3 protein-coding genes are annotated in these 2569 nt (G+C 71.4%); all 3 read right to left on the minus strand.

What is annotated here, in order from left to right:
- The coding region (locus IE312_RS40030; RefSeq protein ID WP_229899734.1) for an ATP-binding cassette domain-containing protein at nucleotides 1-346 on the minus strand (346 nt) is incomplete at its 3' end.
- Nucleotides 347-477: 131 nt separating this feature from the next.
- Nucleotides 478-1251 carry an ABC transporter permease gene (locus IE312_RS14580; RefSeq protein ID WP_189981810.1) on the minus strand — a complete coding sequence of 258 codons (774 nt, stop codon included), beginning with the start codon at nucleotides 1249-1251 and terminating at the stop codon, nucleotides 478-480.
- 3 nt (nucleotides 1252-1254) lie between these two features.
- Nucleotides 1255-2208, minus strand: a complete 954-nt coding sequence (locus IE312_RS14585) for an ABC transporter ATP-binding protein (protein WP_189981812.1) — start codon at nucleotides 2206-2208, stop codon at nucleotides 1255-1257.
- Between the last annotated feature and the right edge of the window lie 361 nt (nucleotides 2209-2569).

The following is a 2569-nucleotide window of genomic DNA, read 5'->3' on the forward strand; positions in this document are numbered from 1 at the left end:
CGACGACGCCGAGCACCTCGTCCACGCGGCGGGCCGGGATGCCCGACATCTGGGCGAGGCTCAGCAGGTGGTTGCGGGCGGTCCGGCCGCCGTGCACGGCCTTGGCGTCCAGCAGCGCGCCGACCTGCCGGGGGGCGTTGGGCAGCTTGCGGTACGGGTGGCCGCCGATGGTGACCGAACCGGACGTGGGGTTGTCCAGTCCGAGGATCATCCGCATCGTCGTGGACTTGCCCGAGCCGTTGGGCCCGAGGAAGCCGGTGACGGCCCCGGGCCGCACCCGGAAGGAAAGGTTGTACACGGCGGTCTTGTCGCCGTAGCGCTTGGTCAGGCCGACAGCCTCGATCATGCTCCGCACCCATCGAAAGGTTCAGGACAGCGGGGCACACGCCCCCGTAAGGGTTAGGAGGATATCGAGGCGCTGACGGTTCCGCCCAAGAGCGGGTAAAGACCGGAGTACTACCGTCCGTGAAGCCGGTCCTACTGGGCGTCGCGCCGCCTGAGGAGGACGTAGCCGCCCGCCAGCGCGGCCAGCACCCACAGCGCCATGATCCCGAGCCCGGCCCAGGGCCCGTACGGCGTGTCGTCGCCCATCCGGGGGACCACCCGCAGGATCCGGCTGCCGGCCTGGTCCGGCAGGAACCGGCCGACCTTCTTGGTGGCGTCGACGTTGCCGAGGATGTTGGAGATCAGGAAGAAGAACGGCATCAGGATGCCCAGCGACAGCATCGGGGAGCGCAGCATCGCGGCGACGCCCATGGAGAACATCGCGATCAGTGTCATGTAGAGCCCGCCGCCGAACACCGCGCGCAGCACCCCGGGGTCGCCGATGGCGGCCCGGTGCGGGCCGAGCATCGCCTGGCCGAGGAAGAACGCGGCGAAGCTCGTCACCATGCCGACGGCGAGCGCGAGCGCCGCGGCCACCGCGACCTTGCAGGACAGGAAGGTGCCGCGGCGCGGTACGGCGGCCAGGGAGACCCGGATCATGCCGGTGCTGTACTCGTTGGAGACGACCAGCACCCCGAACACGATCATCGCGAGCTGGCCGAGCGTCATGCCCGCGAAGCTGACCATGGTGGGGTCGAAGGAGAGCCGCTCCCGCGTCGGCATGTTCTCGTACTGGCTGTTCGACAGCGCGGAGAGCAGCATGCCGAGGGCGACGGTGACCACCACGGCCAGCGACAGGGTCCACACCGTGGACGCCACCGACCGGATCTTGGTCCATTCGGACCGGATGACCTGTACGGCCGCCATGGCTCAGGCTCCCTTCCAGCCGGCGCCCCAGCCCTGCGGGACCGCGGCGGGCCCGGCGTGCGCGTGGTACTCCACGGCTTCCGCCGTCAACTGCATGAACGCCTCCTCCAGCGAGGCCTGCTGCGGGCTCAGTTCGTGCAGCACGATCCCGTTGCGCGCGGCCAGCTCACCGATCTGCTCGGGCTTGCCGGCCGCCACCTCCAGCGTCCCGCCGCCCGCCTCCACGACGGTGATCCCCGCCTGGTGCAGCACGTCGAGCAGCCGCTCGCGCTGCGGGGAGCGGATGCGCACGTACGAGCGCGAGTTCGCCCGGACGAAGTCGGCCATCGAGGTGTCCGCGAGCAGCCGGCCCTGCCCGATGACCACCAGGTGATCGGCCGTCAGCGCCATCTCGCTCATCAGGTGGCTGGACACGAACACCGTCCGGCCCTGCGCGGCCAGCGACTTCATCAGGTTCCGGATCCAGTGGATGCCCTCCGGGTCCAATCCGTTCACCGGCTCGTCGAACATCACGATCCGCGGGTCGCCGAGCAGCGCGGCGGCGATGCCGAGCCGCTGCCCCATGCCGTACGAGAACCCCTTGGTCTTCTTACGCGCCACGGCGGTCAGCCCCACGGTCTCCAGCACCTCGGCCACCCGGCTGGACGGGATGCCGTTGCTCTGCGCGAGGCACAGCAGGTGGTTCCAGGCGCTCCGGCCGCCGTGCACGGCCTTGGCGTCCAGCAGGGCGCCGATGTACGTCAGCGGGTCCTTGAGCCGGTCGTAGTGCGTGCCGTCGATGCGGACGTCGCCGGCCGTGGGGTGGTCGAGCCCGAGGATCATCCGCATGGTGGTGGACTTCCCGGCCCCGTTGGGTCCCAGGAAGCCGGTCACGACACCCGGCCGGACGGTGAAGGTGAGGTGATCGACCGCCACTTTGTCGCCGTACCGCTTGGTCAGCCCCGCAAGCTCGATCATGCGGCCACGCTAGGACGGGCTCCGGGCGGCTGCCACTCGAGCGGGCGCGGTATGCTCCAGCCTCCATGATCGGCGCGGGGGGTGCCGGGGTGGGGACACGGCGGGGGAGACAGTGGTCCGGGACGGCAGACCGCGCACGGGGTGGCACGGCGCGCGGGCGAGGCGGCGCGGCGCGCGGCCGGCGGCCCGTCACGAAGCCCGTCTGGTCTCGGTCTGCCAGCCGGGCGACGGGCGGCGACCGGGGCATGCCGGGGTGGACGGGGCCGCCCGGCCGGCTCTCGCGCCGGCAATCGGTGGTGTGGTGGCCGGAAACGCGGTGTGGTTTCCCGTGCCGGGCGGGACGTCCGTGCGGGGTGGCTCC

Origin of the sequence: Streptomyces capoamus (assembly GCF_014654935.1) — a bacterium.
GTDB lineage: Bacteria > Actinomycetota > Actinomycetes > Streptomycetales > Streptomycetaceae > Streptomyces > Streptomyces capoamus.

What these genes read in the sequence shown, in the direction of transcription:
- IE312_RS14580 (WP_189981810.1), bottom strand. Translation starts at nt 1,251, where the DNA reads ATGGCGGCCGTACAGGTCATCCGGTCCGAATGGACCAAGATCCGGTCG.
- IE312_RS14585 (WP_189981812.1), bottom strand. Translation starts at nt 2,208, where the DNA reads ATGATCGAGCTTGCGGGGCTGACCAAGCGGTACGGCGACAAAGTGGCG.